The 14,758-nt window shown below is 63.5% G+C and carries 16 protein-coding genes; 5 read left to right on the plus strand and 11 right to left on the minus strand.

Features of this window, described 5'->3' with window-relative positions:
- Positions 1-26 precede the first annotated feature (26 nt).
- From A3A9_RS0123105 to A3A9_RS0123115, 3 genes are read left to right on the plus strand one after another with little or no spacing between them, the layout of a single operon-like run.
- Entirely contained in the window at positions 27-911 is an 885-nt protein-coding gene (locus tag A3A9_RS0123105; protein ID WP_027060903.1) for an ABC transporter permease subunit, read from the plus strand.
- Positions 911-1,762: an ABC transporter ATP-binding protein gene (locus A3A9_RS39265; RefSeq protein ID WP_082222191.1), complete on the plus strand. Its 852-nt coding sequence runs from the start codon at positions 911-913 to the stop codon at positions 1,760-1,762. The genes A3A9_RS0123105 and A3A9_RS39265 overlap by 1 nt, the downstream gene beginning before the upstream one ends.
- Entirely contained in the window at positions 1,759-2,586 is an 828-nt protein-coding gene (locus A3A9_RS0123115; protein WP_027060904.1) for a dipeptide ABC transporter ATP-binding protein, read from the plus strand. Before A3A9_RS39265 ends, A3A9_RS0123115 begins: the two co-directional genes overlap by 4 nt.
- 34 nt (positions 2,587-2,620) lie before the next feature.
- Here A3A9_RS0123115 and A3A9_RS0123120 read toward each other — a convergent pair whose 3' ends face one another.
- From A3A9_RS0123120 to A3A9_RS0123135, 4 genes are all read right to left on the minus strand, one after another.
- Positions 2,621-3,097 (minus strand): GNAT family N-acetyltransferase, encoded by a 477-nt coding sequence (locus tag A3A9_RS0123120; RefSeq protein ID WP_051371086.1) that lies wholly within the window; start codon positions 3,095-3,097, stop codon positions 2,621-2,623.
- 1 nt (position 3,098) lies between these two features.
- Entirely contained in the window at positions 3,099-4,379 is a 1,281-nt protein-coding gene (locus A3A9_RS0123125; protein WP_027060906.1) for a cysteine desulfurase-like protein, read from the minus strand.
- A gap of 43 nt (positions 4,380-4,422) precedes the next feature.
- Complete coding sequence (locus tag A3A9_RS0123130) at positions 4,423-5,097, minus strand: amino acid ABC transporter permease (RefSeq protein ID WP_027060907.1); 675 nt, start codon at positions 5,095-5,097, stop codon at positions 4,423-4,425.
- 158 nt (positions 5,098-5,255) lie between these two features.
- Entirely contained in the window at positions 5,256-6,053 is a 798-nt protein-coding gene (locus A3A9_RS0123135) for an ABC transporter substrate-binding protein (protein WP_027060908.1), read from the minus strand.
- A gap of 112 nt (positions 6,054-6,165) precedes the next feature.
- Here A3A9_RS0123135 and A3A9_RS44870 point away from each other — a divergent pair, with 112 nt between their 5' ends.
- A complete protein-coding gene (locus A3A9_RS44870) occupies positions 6,166-6,393 on the plus strand; it encodes a hypothetical protein (RefSeq protein ID WP_027060909.1) in 228 nt (75 codons plus the stop codon).
- 64 nt (positions 6,394-6,457) lie between these two features.
- Here A3A9_RS44870 and A3A9_RS0123145 read toward each other — a convergent pair whose 3' ends face one another.
- On the minus strand, positions 6,458-7,219 hold the full coding sequence (locus A3A9_RS0123145; RefSeq protein WP_027060910.1) for an HpcH/HpaI aldolase family protein: 762 nt from the start codon (positions 7,217-7,219) through the stop codon (positions 6,458-6,460).
- A gap of 120 nt (positions 7,220-7,339) precedes the next feature.
- On the opposite strand from A3A9_RS0123145, the gene A3A9_RS0123150 reads away from it, so the two are divergent.
- On the plus strand, positions 7,340-8,434 hold the full coding sequence (locus A3A9_RS0123150; protein WP_027060911.1) for an LLM class flavin-dependent oxidoreductase: 1,095 nt from the start codon (positions 7,340-7,342) through the stop codon (positions 8,432-8,434).
- 7 nt (positions 8,435-8,441) lie between these two features.
- Here A3A9_RS0123150 and A3A9_RS0123155 read toward each other — a convergent pair whose 3' ends face one another.
- From A3A9_RS0123155 to A3A9_RS0123180, 6 genes are all read right to left on the minus strand, one after another.
- On the minus strand, positions 8,442-8,837 hold the full coding sequence (locus A3A9_RS0123155; RefSeq protein WP_027060912.1) for a RidA family protein: 396 nt from the start codon (positions 8,835-8,837) through the stop codon (positions 8,442-8,444).
- 64 nt (positions 8,838-8,901) lie between these two features.
- The gene (locus tag A3A9_RS0123160) at positions 8,902-10,050 is read right to left on the minus strand and encodes an acyl-CoA dehydrogenase family protein (RefSeq protein WP_027060913.1); all 1,149 of its coding nucleotides are present in this window, start codon (positions 10,048-10,050) and stop codon (positions 8,902-8,904) included.
- Between the two features lie 231 nt (positions 10,051-10,281).
- On the minus strand, positions 10,282-11,094 hold the full coding sequence (locus A3A9_RS0123165; RefSeq protein ID WP_027060914.1) for an enoyl-CoA hydratase family protein: 813 nt from the start codon (positions 11,092-11,094) through the stop codon (positions 10,282-10,284).
- Complete coding sequence (locus tag A3A9_RS0123170) at positions 11,091-11,561, minus strand: MarR family winged helix-turn-helix transcriptional regulator (RefSeq protein ID WP_027043615.1); 471 nt, start codon at positions 11,559-11,561, stop codon at positions 11,091-11,093. Before A3A9_RS0123170 ends, A3A9_RS0123165 begins: the two co-directional genes overlap by 4 nt.
- Positions 11,555-12,328, minus strand: a complete 774-nt coding sequence (locus A3A9_RS0123175) for an SDR family NAD(P)-dependent oxidoreductase (protein WP_027060915.1) — start codon at positions 12,326-12,328, stop codon at positions 11,555-11,557. The genes A3A9_RS0123170 and A3A9_RS0123175 overlap by 7 nt, the downstream gene beginning before the upstream one ends.
- Positions 12,325-14,619, minus strand: a complete 2,295-nt coding sequence (locus A3A9_RS0123180; protein WP_027060916.1) for a bifunctional salicylyl-CoA 5-hydroxylase/oxidoreductase — start codon at positions 14,617-14,619, stop codon at positions 12,325-12,327. Before A3A9_RS0123180 ends, A3A9_RS0123175 begins: the two co-directional genes overlap by 4 nt.
- Positions 14,620-14,758 lie beyond the last annotated feature (139 nt).

Consider the following 14,758-nt stretch of genomic DNA (forward strand, 5'->3'; position numbering starts at 1 on the left):
TGAGCCAGTCGACCGAAATCGCCTCGATGGCCGCCGGCAACCCGGATCGCCTCGCCGGTCTCAGGACCTTCTGGTTTTATTTCTCGGTGAACCGCGGCGCCGTCATCGGCCTGTTTGTCTTCATCCTGCTGGTCCTGGCGGCGCTGTTTGCGCCGCTGCTCGCGCCCTATGCACCCGACATCCAGGACAAGACCGCATTCCTGCGGCCTCCGGCCTGGCAGGACGGCGGCTCGACGCAATATGTGCTCGGCACCGATGCGGTCGGGCGCGACATCCTCTCGCGCCTGCTCTACGGCGCGCGCTTCTCGCTGCTGATCGGCGCCGTCGTGGTCACGCTGGCGCTCACCGGCGGCATCACGCTCGGCCTGCTGGCCGGCTATTTTCGCGGCTGGGTCGACGTGGCGATCATGCGCGTCATGGACCTCATCCTGGCCTTCCCGTCGCTGTTGCTGGCGCTGGTGATGGTCACCATCCTTGGCCCCGGCCTGTTCAATGCGATGCTGGCCATAGCGCTCGTCCTGCAGCCGCATTTCGCCCGGCTGGTGCGGGCGGCCGTGATGGCGGAGAAAAGCCGTGAATATGTCGTCGCCGCCAAGGTCGCCGGCGCCGGCCATATCAGGCTGATGCTTCGCACCATCCTGCCCAATTGCCTGGCGCCGCTGATCGTCCAGGCGACCTTGTCGTTCTCGAACGCAATTCTCGAAGCGGCAGCCCTTGGTTTTCTCGGCCTCGGCGCGCAGCCGCCCACACCCGAATGGGGAACCATGCTTGCCTCGGCGCGCGAATTCATCTTGCGCGCCTGGTGGGTGGTGACCTTCCCCGGTCTCGCCATCCTGATCACCGTGCTCGCCATCAACCTTGTCGGCGACGGCCTGCGCGACGCGCTCGATCCCAAGCTCAGGAGGTCATGATGGCGTTGCTCGACATCCAGAACCTCGTCGTCGAATTCCAGACTGCGTCCGGCCCGTTCCGCGCCGTCGATGGCGTCTCGCTGCATGTCAACGAGCGCGAAGTGCTCGCCATCGTCGGCGAATCCGGCTCCGGCAAGTCGGTGTCGATGCTGGCCGTGATGGGCCTGTTGCCGTGGACAGCCAAGGTTACCGCCGACAAGATGAGCTTTGGCGGACGCGATCTCCTGAAACTGGGCCCTGCCGAGCGGCGCAAGATCGTCGGCAAGGATATGTCGATGATCTTCCAGGAGCCGATGGCCAGCCTCAATCCGTGCTTCACGGTCGGCTTCCAGATCGAGGAAGTGCTGCGCTTCCACATGGGCATGGACAAGGCCCAGCGCCGGGCCCGCGCCATCGAGTTGTTGAAGCAGGTCGGCATTCCCGAGCCGGCCGAACGGCTGAGCTCCTTCCCGCATCAGATGTCGGGCGGCCAGTGCCAGCGCGTCATGATCGCCATCGCCATCGCCTGCAATCCGAAGCTCTTGATCGCCGACGAGCCGACGACTGCATTGGACGTCACCATTCAGAAGCAGATCCTCGATCTGCTGGTCTCGCTGCAGGCCAAATACGGCATGGGCCTGATCATGATCACCCACAATATGGGCGTGGTGGCGGAGACCGCCGACCGCGTCATCGTCCAGTACAAGGGCCGCAAGATGGAAGAGGCCGACGTGCTGTCGCTGTTCGAATCGCCGAAGAGCAACTACACGCGCGCGCTGCTTGCGGCCTTGCCGGAAAATGCTGTCGGTGACAGGCTGCCGACCGTCTCCGACATGCTGTTCGAGCCGGCGCCTTCCGGAGCCAGCGCATGACCATTGTTGTCGAAGGCAAGGACATCAAGCGCGACTACCATGTCGGCGGCGGGCTGTTTCGCGGCGCGCGCACCGTGCATGCGGTGAAGGGCGTTTCCTTCAGCGTCGAGAAGGGCAAGACGCTCGCCATCGTCGGCGAATCGGGCTGCGGCAAGTCCACGCTCGCCCGCATCATCACGCTGATCGATCCTGCGACGTCAGGCGAGTTGTTCATCGACGGCAACAAGGTCGACATCGCCAGGGATGGGCTCTCCAAGGAGATGCGCCGCAAGGTGCAGATCGTCTTTCAGAACCCTTATGGATCGCTGAACCCGCGCCAGAAGATCGGCGACGTTCTAGGCGAGCCGCTCTTGATCAACACCGACAAGTCGGCCGCCGAGCGGCGCGACCTGGCGATGAAGATGCTGAAGAAGGTCGGTCTCGGACCCGAGCACTACAATCGCTATCCGCATATGTTCTCGGGCGGCCAGCGCCAGCGCATCGCCATTGCCCGCGCGCTGATGCTCAACCCCAGCCTGCTGGTTCTGGACGAGCCGGTTTCCGCGCTCGATCTCTCGGTGCAGGCGCAAGTGCTTAACCTGCTCGCCGACCTGCAGGACGAGTTCCAGCTGACCTATGTCTTCATCAGCCACGATCTGTCCGTGGTGCGCTACATCGCCGACGACGTGATGGTAATGTATTTCGGCGAGGCGGTCGAATACGGCTCGCGCGAAGAGGTCTTTTCAGACCCCAAGCACAGCTACACCAGGACGCTGTTCGCCGCGACGCCGCGCGCCGATGTCGCCTCGATCAAGGCGAGGCTGGCCAAGAAGAAGGCGGCCTGATCTCCGCCGTTGCCCCCCTTCTGGCTAAGGCAAGCTAGACTGGCGCCTCAGGCGCCAGCGTCTTTGCAAGCAGGACATTGGCGTGACCGCGCGGAAAGTCCTCAAGTTGCACAAGCCGCTGAAATCCATGCTTCTCATAGAAGTCCGGCGCCTGGAAGGTGAAGGACGCGAGGTGGATGACATGGCACCCACGTCGCCGCGCCTCCTGTTCAGCCTCGGCGAGAAGGCGTGAGCCGAGGCCTTTGCCGCGCTCGCTGTCGGCGATCCATAGCGTCTTGATCTCGCATACGCCCGCCCAACTATGGCCGTGGAGACCGGCATAGATCGTGCCGTCGTCCCTCTTCAGGAATATCGACAAATAGCGGCCGTCATCTATGCCGGTCGCGGCAACGTTGAAGCCGTAGAGCTGATCCTCGAGCGCGGCGATATCATCTGGCGTGGGGTTGCTGAGGACAACCAGAGGCCTTGCCCCATCCGTGTCCAGATCATCGGAGCCGCCAGGACCAGCCATTTCACGACAGCTTGGCGATGATGGTGCGCAGTGCTTCGCCGAAGCGGCGGATCTCCTCGACCGTGTTGTAGTGCACAAGCGAGGCGCGGATGGCGCCGCTGTCCATTGACAGGTTGAGGCGCTTCATCAGCCGTGGTGCGTACATGTGGCCATCGCGGATGCCGATCTGCATCTCGGCCATTTCCTCGACGATGCGTTGCGGTGAAAGCTTGCCGATGTTGAAACAGAAGGTCGGCACGCGTTCGTTGATGCGGGTCTCGTCGGCGACACCATAGATGGTCGCGCCGCAAGCCTTCAGCACGCCAAGCATCTCGCGCGCCAGAAGCAGCTCATAGTCGCGGATGGCGCCCATGCCGGCAACGATGTTTTCGCGCCGGGAACGGTTGTTGGAGGGGGCCAGATTGCGGCCGATCAGTTCCAGATACTGCACCGCCGCATCCATGCCCGCCACATTCTCGTAGATGAAGGTGCCGGCTTCAACCTTGTAGGGCGGCTCGTTGGGGATGAAATCCTCGCGGAAAGTCGGCAGCCGCTTCAGCGTTTCGAAGCGACCCCACAGGAATCCCATATGCGGCGAGAAATTCTTGTAGCCGGAGCAGACGAGGTAGTCGCAATCCCAGGCCTGCACGTCGATCAGCCCATGCGGCCCGTAGTGCACGCAGTCGAGGAACACTTCCGCGCCAGCCGCGTGTGCGATGTCAGCCACGGATGCGACGTCGACGATCGAGCCGATCGAATGCGCGGTCACCGTGCAGGCGACGAGGCGGGTGCGGTCGGAAACAAGCGGCCTGAGATCGTCGACATGCAGATTGCCGTCTTCGCGCATGCGCCACCACTTGAACTTGGCGCCGGCGGATTCCAGCGCCAGCCAGGTGGCGATGTTGGCGTCATGGTCCATGTCGGTGATGACGATCTCGTCGCGGTCCTCATCTGTGTCCTTGGCAAGCATCTGGCCGATGCCGAGGCTGACCAGGCGGATGAACGAGGTGGCGTTCATGCCGAAGCAGATTTCCGCCGGGCTGTAGGCGTTGATCAGCAGCGCTACGCTTGTCCGGGCGTCGGCGACCGACTGGTCGACGGTGACGCTGCGGCCATAGCGGCCACCGCGTTGCACATTGTGCGAAACCAGATGGTTGGTCACCGCGTCGAGCACGCTCTGCGGGATCTGCGCGCCGGCGGCGTTGTCCAGGAAAATGAAATCGCCAGCTCGCTGCAAGGCGGGGAACATGGCGCGGATGGTGGCAACCGGGAAGTCGCCGGCGGCGGTCTGGGGATTGCTCAAGGGTGGTCTCCTGCGAAGTGTTTTTTGCGGATGGTTGGCGGGGTCAGCGCGTCTTCTCGGTCTGGAAGCGGCGCTCGAGCAGGCTGACGAGGCGGACCATCGGCCAGAGGAAGATGAGATAGACAAGTGCGGCGCCGATCAGCGGCGAGGGGTTGGCGTAGAGCGACTGCGCGTTGGTCGCTTCCTTCAAGAGTTCCGGCAGCGCCACGGTGGAGGCGAGCGAGGTGTCCTTGAACATCGATACACAATTGCTGGTCATCGGCGGGATGACGACGCGGATCGCCTGCGGCAGCACCACCTTGCGCAAGGTCAAAAGGAACGGCAGGCCAAGCGCCTGCGACGCCTCAAACTGGCCGCGCGGAATGCTTTCGATGCCGGAGCGGAACACCTCGCTCGAATAGGCCGACATGATGAAGGCAAATGCCGTCACCGCCGAAGCCCAGGACGACAGGCGTATGCCGAGAAACGGCAGGGCGTAGTAAATCAGGATCAGCACCACCAGCACCGGCAGGGCGCGAAAAATGTCGGTGTAGCCGACTGCCAGCCACCGTACCGGCTTCGGCCCATAGAGCCGCAGCAGGCTGATCAACAGGCCGACGGGGATGCCGATGCCGATACTGAGCAGGCCGAGCAGCAGCGTGTTCAGGAAGCCGCGCAACAGCGCCGGCAGGCTGGACATGATGACATCGGGATTGAAGAAGGTGTCGATCAGCGACATGGGAGCGTTCCCGAACCCTGGAGCAAAAGGGTGCTCAAGTTAAAACCAGTATGCTGCGCCGAGCGCGGAGCGCTCTTTGCGAAAAACCGTCGCCGCTGGTGCATGAAATGAAACGTGCCGGCCTGCAAAGCCGGCACGATCTCAGCGCGGAGTGTCGCTCAGGCCTTCGGCAGCGGCATTTCCTTGACGGTCGACGAGTCGGCCGGCGCGTCGCTGCCGAACCACTTCTTGTGGATCGCGGCCAGCGTGCCGTCCTTCTTCATCGCGCTCAGCGCGTCGTTCAGCTTGCCGAGCAGCGGATGGTCCTTGCTCAGCATCAGGCCGTACTGTTCGCCGGTCTTGATGCGCTGCTTGACGGTGAGATCCTTCATCTTGGTGAAGGAGTACTGCATGCCAGGAATGTCGCTGACGGCGGCGTCGACGCGGCCGGCGCTCAGGTCGAGCAGAAGATTCTGCTGCGTGTCGTAGCCCTTCACGTCGCTGTAGCCGTCAGCTTCCTGATGCGCCTTGACCCAGGTTTCGCCGGTCGAACCGGACAGCACGCCGACGACCTTGCCCTTGAGGTCGGCCTCGGTGTTAACGGCGCTGTCGGTCTTCGTCGCGATGCCCATGTCGGAATCATAATAGGGCTGGGTAAACGACAGCGATTTCAGCCGCTCCGGCGTGATGGTGATCGACGAGATGGCAACATCGATGCGCTTCGAGCTGACAGCGGCGAACAGCGCCTGGAAACCGAGGTCGGCAATGTCGGTGGTCATGCCGATGCGCTTGGCTGCTTCGTTGACGATGTCGACTTCAAAGCCCTCGAAGGTGCCGCTCTCGTTCTTGTACTCGAAGGGCGGATTGGTCGGGTAGGCGCCGACATTCAGCACATCAGCGGCGTAAGAGGTGGCAGGGCCGGCGGCGATGCCGATGGCGGCTGCGAGCAGGATGAGATTGCGACGGTTGAGCTTCATTGGTGTTCCCTCTGGGGTGTTCCCCTCTGGTTGTTGATCGGGCGGAGCTGGCCCCGCACGGTTTCTTGCCGCCCCACCTCCCAGCGGGGCGTCAATTCATGGCGGCGACCATGTGCGCGCGGACGATGTTCTCGGTGTGCAGATGACGAATCCGGGCACGCACGCCATCGAAGCATGGCGCGCGCTGGACGATGACTGGGGCAGCATGAACGACAAGGACTGGACCCTTCCCACCCGGAGCATCACGATGGACTGGCCGGCAAGCCCCTCCGGCATGGCAGTCGCCATCGACTTTGAATGCTTATCCAAAGTGCGGCGCTTTTCAAGGCGAAAGTTTTAAGCTTAAAAAGCTTGGCCAACCTGTTGCTCCGGCGACAGGCCTTTTTTGCCTGACGGCGTCCGTCTCATGCCAATTCGTCGCGTGCGGCGGCAGAGTTGGCCGCGGCGCCGGCGCCCAGAAAGATCGTATCGCTTGCCAGCACGAAGAAACTCGCGCCGATGGCTGCCCATCGGCTGACAGTCTGTGGGCTGGCGCAGAATATGCCGGCTGCCTTGTCGTGTGCGATCGTCGCGCCGATGATTGTTGCGATCGCCGCATTGAGCTTGTCGGCGCCTTGCGGTCCGACTGCATCGATCGACACCGAAAGATCGCCAGGGCCAACGAAGATCACATCGACGCCGTCGACGGCCGCGATCGCGTCGATGTTGGCCAGCCCCTCCGATGTCTCGACCTGGACCGCGACGACGGTTCTGTCGTTGGCGCCGACAAGATATTCGGGAATGCGATAGCCGTAGCCGGCAGCGCGGCCGGGTCCGACGCCACGCTCGCCCAGTGGTGGATAGCGTGAGGCTTTGACGGCCATCGCTGCCTGGGCGGCGGTCGAGACGCGCGGCACCAGCACGCCTTGCGCGCCGCTGTCCAGTGCCGCCTGGATGGCTTCAGGCGCATGGCCGGGAACGCGCACCATGGCCGGAACACGATGGACGTCGGCGGCGCGCACCATGGCCTCGATCATGTCGCGCGAAATCTGGGCATGCTCCCAGTCGATGCAGAGGAAATCGAGGCCGGCCTGCGCCATCACTTCGACCGCGACGGGATGCGGAATGGCGGCGAAGGAACCGACGAGGTTTGTCCTGCCTATGCATTTCTGACGAAACTCGCTCATGCCGATCCCTTTCTCATTCCGCCGAATTCATACCGGCAAACCATCGCAAGGCGAAGCTATTTCATGCTTGAAATATTTTCGCGGAGCCGTAGCGTGCGATCTTCGCCGGGAGGTCGCGACATGAACAAACCACATCCCTTGCATGGCCCGAACAAACTGAAGCTCGGCGTCTTTTCGACCAATGCCGATGGCGGGCTTGCCATCACCGATGTTCCAGAGCGCTGGACGGCTAGCTGGCAGGACAATCTGACGGCGGCGCAGATCGCCGATCGCGCCGGGCTGGAGTTCATGCTGCCGATCGCACGCTGGCGCGGCTTTGGCGGCCGCAACAAGGTGCGCGAATGGTCGTTTGAAACCTTCACCTGGGCAGCGGCTCTTGCCGTGGCCACCGAACAGATCGGACTGTTCATGACCGTGCATGTGCCGCTGGTGCATCCGCTCTATGCCGCCAAGGCACTGGCGACGGTCGACCACATCAGCCAGGGCCGCGCCGGCCTCAACATCGTCTGCGGCTGGAACCCGAAGGAATTCGGCATGTTCGGCACGCCGCTGGTCGAAAAGGGCTATGAGCAGGCTGCGGAATGGATTGAAATCCTGGAGCGGCTCTATGCGTCGAACGACCCGCTCGACTATGAAGGCGTCTATTATCGCCTGAAGGAAGCGGTCAGCCGGCCGGCCAGTCTTCAGGTTCCGCGTCCGGTGACCATGAACGCCGCGTTTGGGGGCCCCGGCCGCGATTTCGCCGCCGCCCGATGCGACTATCTGTTCACGACCTTTTCCGAGATGAGCGATGCCGGCAAGCATGTCGTCGACATCCGCGAACGGGCCGACAAGGTCGGCAGGAATGTCGGCGTCTACACCGTGGCGCATGTCGTCTGCCGCCCGACGATGGAAGAGGCGCAGGCTTATTACACGCGTTATGCCCTTTCCATGGCCGACCACGATGCGGTCGATGCCCATATGGCCGGCAAGAAGGAATTCTCGCAGTCGCACGACCCGCACGCCTATGACCGCTACCGCCAGCGCTTCGCCGGCGGCGCCGGCACCTATCCCTTGGTTGGAACCCCGGAAACGATCGCCGCCGACATGGCCGCCATTGCCGGACACGGCTATCAGGGCATCGCCTTGTCCTTCGTCAATTACACGCAGGAGCTGCCCTATTTTTGCGACCACGTGTTGCCGCTGCTCAGGCAGGCCGGGCTTCGCGGACAATGACCGCAGATTACTCTGGAATGACGGCCGTAGCCTGGATCTCGACCTTGGCGCGGTCTTCGACCAGCGCCACCACCTGCATGGCGGCCATCGCCGGAAAATGCCGGCCGATCACCTCGCGATAGGCTTCGCCGATACCCCTGAGGTTGGCGAGGTATTCGGCCTTATCGGTGAAATACCAGGTCATCGAGGTGATGTGCCGCGGCTCAGCACCGGCCTCGGCCAGCACCGCCACGATGTTTTGAAGCGTCTGCTTCACCTGGCCGACAAAGTCGTCGGTTTCGAACTGGCATTGCCCGTTCCAGCCGACCTGTCCGCCGACGAAGATGAGCTGCCCACGCGCGGCGACGCCATTGGCATAGCCGACCGGTTTGGCCCAGCCTTCCGGCTGCAAAATCCTGTGCATTTCAAGCCTCCCGGTATTTCCAAAAACAAAGTCTCAAAAATCGAATGCCGTCGATGTCTCGCCGTCAGGCTGCGCCCATCACTTGCCTAGCGATCACCACCTTCTGCACGTCGGAGGCACCCTCGTAGATGCGCAGCGCGCGGATCTCGCGATACAGGCTCTCGACGATGTGGCCTTTGCGGACGCCGTCGCCGCCATGCAGTTGCACGGCCTTGTCGATCACCTCTTGCGCCCTGTCGGTGGCGAACAGCTTGGCCATCGCCGCCTCGCGTGTTACCCGCGCCGCACCCATGTCCTTGGTCCAGGCCGCGCGGTAGACCAGCAAAGCCGCCGCGTCGACGTCGAGAGCCATGTCGGCGATATGGCCCTGTACCATCTGCAACTCGCCCATCGGCGCGCCGAACAGTTTGCGCTCGGCCACCCGTTTGATGCTCTCATCGAGCGCCCGGCGGGCAAAGCCGAGTGCCGCCGCGCCGACGGTCGAGCGGAACACGTCGAGCACCGACATGGCGATACGGAAGCCGTCGCCGGGCTTGCCAATCAGGGATGAAGCCGGCAGCCGAACCGCATCGAAGGACAGTCGCGCCAGCGGATGCGGCGCGATCACTTCGAGACGCTCGGCAATTCCAAGGCCACGGGCATCGCCAGGCACGAGAAAGGCGGAAAGCCCCTTGGCGCCCGGCGCCTCGCCGGTACGGGCAAAGACGATGTAGAGGTCGGCAATGCCGCCATTGGAGATCCAGGTCTTCTCGCCCGTGAGAATGTAACTGTCGCCGTCGCGCGTCGCAGTCATCTCGGTGTTGGCGACATCCGACCCGGAACGAGGCTCCGACAAAGCGAAGGCGGAGATAGCCTTGCCGGCCCGGGTCTTGGCCAGCCATTGCTGCTGGTCCGGCGTGCCGAACAGGCTGAGCGCGCCGGTGCCGAGCCCTTGCATGGCAAAGGCGAAATCGGCGAGCCCGTCATGGCGGGCAAGCGTCTCGCGGGTAATGCACAGAGTGCGGACATCGAGTGGTTCGGGATTGTCGGTGTCAACAGCTGTCGGCTTCAGCCAGCCGTCGCGGCCAAGCCTTTGCACCAGTTCGCGGCAGGCGGCATCGACGTCGTGGTGATCGACGGGGAGGTTTTTAGCGCACCAGGATTCCAGTTGATCGGCGAGCTGGCGATGGCGGCCTTCGAAGAAGGGCCAGGAGAGGAAGGACCGGTCAGGCATGTTGGCCTCCGCAGTCCAAGGAGCATTGCGCTCTACGGCGCCCCCCTCTGTCCTGCCGGACATCTCTCCCACAAGGAGGGAGATTGGCAGCTTCGGCGCCGGTGCCTCTCTTTCGACGCTGGAGATTAGCGACAGCGATGATGACAGCCGATCTCCCCCCAAGTGGGGGAGATGTCCGGCAGGACAGAGGGGGGCGCTGTCCCGCCGACGTCTCTATCAAAGCGCGCATCCTCAATTCCCCTCGAACACCGGCTTCTCCTTGGCCACGAATGCCTTGTAGGCGCGCTCGAAATCGCGCGTCTGCATGCAGATCGCTTGCGCCTGGGCTTCGGCCTCGATCGCCTGATCCAGCCCCATCGACCATTCCTGGTTGAGCTGCGTCTTGGTGATGCCGTGCGCGAAAGTCGGGCCGGAGACGATGCGCGCCGCCATGTCGAGCGCGTCGGCTTCGAGCGCCGCGGCATCGACCAGCCTGTTGTAGAACCCCCAGCGCTCGCCTTCCGCTGCCGTCATGGTGCGGCCGGTGTAGAGCAGTTCGGCGGCGCGGCCCTGGCCGATGATACGCGGCAGGATCGCGCAGGCGCCCATGTCGCAGCCGGCGAGACCGACGCGGGTGAACAGGAAGGCGGTCTTGGCTTCGGGTGTGGCGATGCGGATATCGGAGCTCATGGCGATGATGGCGCCGGCGCCGACCGCGACACCGTCAACCGCCGCGATGATCGGCTTGCCGCAATTCAGCATCGCCTTGACGAAATCGCCGGTCATACGGGTGAAGGCCAGGAGCTGCTTCATGTCCATCTTGACCAGCGGGCCGATGATGTCGTGGACGTCACCGCCAGAGCAGAAATTGCCGCCATTGGAGAGGAACACCACGGCGTCGACATCGTCGGCGTAGACGAGGTCGCGGAATGTGTCGCGGAGTTCCGCATAGCTGTCGAAGGTCAGCGGGTTCTTGCGCTCCGGCCGGTCGAGCCGGACCTTGGCGATCTTGCCTTCGACTTCCCACAGGAAATGCTTCGGCTTGAGGTTGGCCATCCCCGTCATTCGCGTCCCTCCCAGTTGCTGCGGAACGAGGTCAGCATGCCGGTCAGCCGGCGTGCATCCTCCTCGCTGACCTTGCCCAGCAATTCACCGATCCAGCCCTCATGCGCCGCGGCAATAGTGGCGAAGGATTTGGTGCCTTCGTCGGTCAGCCGCACCATCGAGGTGCGGCGGTCGCCATTGCGGCGCGCGCGCGCCACAAGCCCTTCCGAAACCAGCCGGTCGACAATGCCTGTCACATTGCCGTTTGACACCAGCAGGAAGCGTGACAGGTCGCTCATCAGCATGCCTTCCGGCACGCGGTAGAGGGCTGCCATCACGTCGAAGCGCGGCAGCGTGGTATCGAATTCTTTCTTCAGGCGCTCACGCAGTTCCGCTTCGATCGTGCGCGAGGCGCGCAGCAGCCTGATCCACAGGCGCAGGCGGTCCTTGCCGGGTCCCGACGGCGCGGGCAGGGGGCCGGCTACCATGTCTCGCCTCCCGAGATGGAGATCGCCTGTCCGGTAATCGATTGAGCCGCGTCGCTACACAGCCAGAGCACAGCGGCGGCAACTTCCTGCGGCTGGATGAAGCGGCCCTGCGGGTTGGTCGAGGCGAGGCTTGTCCGCGCCTCTCCGGCCGAGCGGCCGGTCTTTTCGATGATGCGCTGGATAGATTCTTCCAGCATGTCGGTCTCGACGAAGCCCGGGCAGACAGCGTTGACGGTGACGCCGGATTTCGCCGTCTCGGCGGCAAGTGCCCGCATCAGGCCGACGACGCCATGCTTGGCCGCGACGTAAGGCGCAACATAAGCGTAGCCTTTCAGGCCTGCTGTCGAGGCAATGAAGACGATCCGCCCCGCCTTGCGCGTGGCCATGCCGGCCAGTGCCGGCTTCACCGTCAGGAAGGCGCCGGTCAAATTGACGTCGAGCGTCCTCTGCCAGTCGGCGAGCGTGGTCTTGTGTGCCGGCGTGCTGCCGGCCATGCCGGCATTGGCAACGACGATGTCGAAGGGCCCGCGCGCCGCTTCCGCCGTTTCGTAAAGCGCGGCCATCGCCGCCTCATCTGTGACGTCGGCGCTGATGCCGAAGATGCGGTCGCTCTCGCCGGCCACCTTGGCAAGTTCAGCCTCGCGGCGACCACAGATGGTCACGTCAATGTCCGCGCCAGCCAACGCCAGCGCGATGGCGCGGCCGACACCGGAACCGCCGCCAGTGACCAGCGCATGCTTGCCGGGGATTGCTGTTGCGGTCGTCATACTTTCAGCCCCGCGGCGGCATCACGCTCGGCCAACCGGTAGAGCTGGTCGCGCCCGGGCAGATAGGGATCCGGCCACTTCACGCCACGGTCGCCGAGCATCACCGCCGCATGCAGCGTCCAGTAGGGGTCGGCAAGATGCGGCCGTGCCAGCGCCACCAGATCGGCGCGGCCGGCCATCAGGATCGAATTGACATGGTCCGGCTCATAGATGTTGCCGACTGCCATCGTCGCCATGCCGACCTCGTTGCGGATGCGGTCGGAAAACGGCGTCTGGAACATGCGGCCATAGACCGGCTTCGCCAACGCTGAAGTTTGCCCTGCCGAGACGTCACAGATATCGACGCCGGCCTCATGCAGCAGCCGCGCGATCTCCACCGCGTCGGCCGGTGTGACGCCTTCGATGCCGACCCAGTCATTGGCCGAAATGCGCATCGAGATCGGCTTTCCCGCTGGCCAGGCCGCGCGCACGGCGCGGAATATCTCGAGCGGATAGCGCATGCGATTATCAAGCGAACCGCCATACTCATCCGTGCGCCGGTTGGTGACCGGCGTGATGAAGGACGACAGGAGATAACCGTGCGCGGCATGAATCTCGAGCATGTCGAAGCCGCAGCGATCCGCCATCTCGGCCGAGGCGACGAACTGGTCGCGCACCAAATCCATGTCGGCGCGGTCCATCGCCTTCGGCACCTGATTCTGCGGCGACCACGCCACGGCCGATGCTGCCATGATCGGCCAGTTGCCCGAGGCCAACGGTATGTCGGTCCCTTCCCAGCCGAGCCGGGTCGAGCCCTTGGCGCCGGAATGGCCGATCTGGGCGCAGAGCTTCGCCTCTGTCTCGGTGTGGACGAAATCGACCAGCCGTTTCCACGCCACCTCGTGTTCTGTTGCATAGAAGCCGGGACAGCCGGGCGTGATGCGCCCTTCCGGGCTGACGCAGGTCATCTCGATATAGACGAGGCCGGCACCGCCCTTGGCGCGCTCGGCGTAATGGGTGAAATGCCAGGCGGTCGGGCAGCCGTCGACGGCCTTGTACTGCGCCATCGGCGAGACAACGACGCGGTTGTTGAGCCTCAAATCGCGCAGCTTGAACGGCGCGAACATCGGCGCACGCCTAAGGCTATTACCGCCGGCACCCGCCTGGCGCTGGAACCACTCCTCCGCGCCGCCCAGCCATTCGGCATCGCGCAGTCGCAGATTCTCGTGGCTGATGCGCTGCGAACGGGTGAGCAGCGAATAGTTGAACTGCACCGGATCAAGACCGAGATAACGCTCGACCTCCTCGAACCATTCCAGCGAATTGCGCGCCGCCGATTGCAGCTTCAACACCTCGGTGCGGCGGGCATCCTCATATCTGCGGAAGGCGGCTTCAAGATCCGGCTCGGTCTCGACATACTCGGCCAGCGCCACGGCACTTTCCAAGGCGAGTTTGGTGCCGGAGCCGATCGAGAAATGCGCCGATGCCGCCGCATCGCCCATCAAGGCCAGGTTCTTGTACGACCAGCGTTCGCACAGCACGCGCGGGAAATTGATCCAGGCCGAGCCACGGATATGGTTGGCATTGGTCATCAGCGCGTGGCCGCCAAGATGCTTGGCGAAGATGCCCTCGCACACCGCGATCGATTCCTGCTGCGTCATCGCGCCGAAGCCGAAGGCAGCCCAGGTCTGTTCGCTGCACTCGACGATGAAGGTCGCTGTGTCGCTGTCGAATTGGTAGGCGTGCGCCCACACCCAGCCATGTTCGGTCTTCTCGAAGATGAAGGTGAAGGCGTCGTCGAATTTCTGGTTGGTACCGAGCCAGACGAACTTGCATTTGCGGGTGTCGATGTCGGGCTTGAAGATGTCGACGAAGGTGTTGCGCGCCCTTGAGTTCAGGCCATCGGCCGCGACGACCAGGTCATGCGTCTCCATATAGGGGCGAGGGTCGGCGATATCGGTCTCGAACATCAGCTTGACGCCGAGTTCGCGGGCGCGGCGCTGCAGCAGGACCAGCAGCCGCTTGCGGCCGATGCCGCAGAAACCATGGCCTGACGAGACCGTGCGCACGCCGTCATGGATGACGGCGATGTCGTCCCAATAGGCAAAATGCTTCTTGATCCAGACGGCGCTGACCGGGTCATTCTTGGCGAGGTTCTCGAGCGTCTCGGCCGACAGCACGACGCCCCAGCCAAACGTGTCATCGGCGCGGTTGCGCTCGAACACCGTCACATCATGAGCGGCGTCCCGCAGCTTCATAGAGATGGCAAAGTAGAGGCCGGCTGGTCCGCCGCCGAGAACCGCAACCTTCATGTCTGCGATCTCCTCTTCGCTTGCTGCATCTGCGAGTATCGCGCCGGTGGTAAGATATTTCAAGCTTAAAGTTTTATGTCGAAATCATTATGCGGATATCGGGCGACGCGCTTGCGTGTCGTTGCGCAAGCGTGCGCCG

Origin of the sequence: Mesorhizobium loti CJ3sym (genome assembly GCF_000472785.1) — a bacterium.
Classification (GTDB): Bacteria; Pseudomonadota; Alphaproteobacteria; order Rhizobiales; family Rhizobiaceae; genus Mesorhizobium; species Mesorhizobium loti_E.

Excerpts from the sequence above, each read along its gene's own strand:
- A3A9_RS0123160 (WP_027060913.1), bottom strand. The coding sequence starts at position 10,050 with ATGCCTGACCGGTCCTTCCTCTCCTGGCCCTTCTTCGAAGGCCGCCAT.
- A3A9_RS0123170 (WP_027043615.1), bottom strand. The coding sequence starts at position 11,561 with ATGGTAGCCGGCCCCCTGCCCGCGCCGTCGGGACCCGGCAAGGACCGC.
- A3A9_RS0123135 (WP_027060908.1), bottom strand. The coding sequence starts at position 6,053 with ATGAAGCTCAACCGTCGCAATCTCATCCTGCTCGCAGCCGCCATCGGC.
- A3A9_RS0123180 (WP_027060916.1), bottom strand. The coding sequence starts at position 14,619 with ATGAAGGTTGCGGTTCTCGGCGGCGGACCAGCCGGCCTCTACTTTGCC.
- A3A9_RS0123150 (WP_027060911.1), top strand. The coding sequence starts at position 7,340 with ATGAACAAACCACATCCCTTGCATGGCCCGAACAAACTGAAGCTCGGC.
- A3A9_RS0123145 (WP_027060910.1), bottom strand. The coding sequence starts at position 7,219 with ATGAGCGAGTTTCGTCAGAAATGCATAGGCAGGACAAACCTCGTCGGT.
- A3A9_RS0123155 (WP_027060912.1), bottom strand. The coding sequence starts at position 8,837 with ATGCACAGGATTTTGCAGCCGGAAGGCTGGGCCAAACCGGTCGGCTAT.
- A3A9_RS0123120 (WP_051371086.1), bottom strand. The coding sequence starts at position 3,097 with ATGGCTGGTCCTGGCGGCTCCGATGATCTGGACACGGATGGGGCAAGG.
- A3A9_RS0123165 (WP_027060914.1), bottom strand. The coding sequence starts at position 11,094 with ATGACGGGGATGGCCAACCTCAAGCCGAAGCATTTCCTGTGGGAAGTC.
- A3A9_RS0123105 (WP_027060903.1), top strand. The coding sequence starts at position 27 with ATGGCCGCCGGCAACCCGGATCGCCTCGCCGGTCTCAGGACCTTCTGG.
- A3A9_RS0123115 (WP_027060904.1), top strand. The coding sequence starts at position 1,759 with ATGACCATTGTTGTCGAAGGCAAGGACATCAAGCGCGACTACCATGTC.
- A3A9_RS0123175 (WP_027060915.1), bottom strand. The coding sequence starts at position 12,328 with ATGACGACCGCAACAGCAATCCCCGGCAAGCATGCGCTGGTCACTGGC.
- A3A9_RS39265 (WP_082222191.1), top strand. The coding sequence starts at position 911 with ATGGCGTTGCTCGACATCCAGAACCTCGTCGTCGAATTCCAGACTGCG.
- A3A9_RS0123130 (WP_027060907.1), bottom strand. The coding sequence starts at position 5,097 with ATGTCGCTGATCGACACCTTCTTCAATCCCGATGTCATCATGTCCAGC.